At 59.4% G+C, this 239-nt stretch carries 1 protein-coding gene; it reads left to right on the forward strand.

Translation table 11 applies throughout. The annotated features are described in order from the left end of the window. Nucleotides 1-239, forward strand: a 239-nt coding sequence (locus tag J5M58_RS27615) for an amino acid permease (protein WP_207880701.1), incomplete at both ends; no start/stop codon positions are given.

Below are 239 nucleotides of genomic sequence, written 5' to 3' on the forward strand. Positions count from 1 at the left end.
TCTGGCCAAGGAAAACGCCAACCATGTGCCGGCCAACGCCCTGTGGCTGACCAACTGCATGATCCAGGGCTTCCTGCTGATCACGCTGTTTTCCGCCGGTACCTATACCAGCCTGATCTACCTGGCCACATCGATGATCCTGGTGCCTTACCTGTGGTCGGCGGCCTACGCCTTCCTGCTGGCATGGCGCAGCGAAACCTACGAACAGGCCCTGGCTGAGCGCAAGAAAGACCTGATCA

The sequence above is a fragment of the Pseudomonas sp. 32_A genome (assembly GCF_017490905.1).
Taxonomy (GTDB): Bacteria; Pseudomonadota; Gammaproteobacteria; order Pseudomonadales; family Pseudomonadaceae; genus Aquipseudomonas; species Aquipseudomonas inefficax.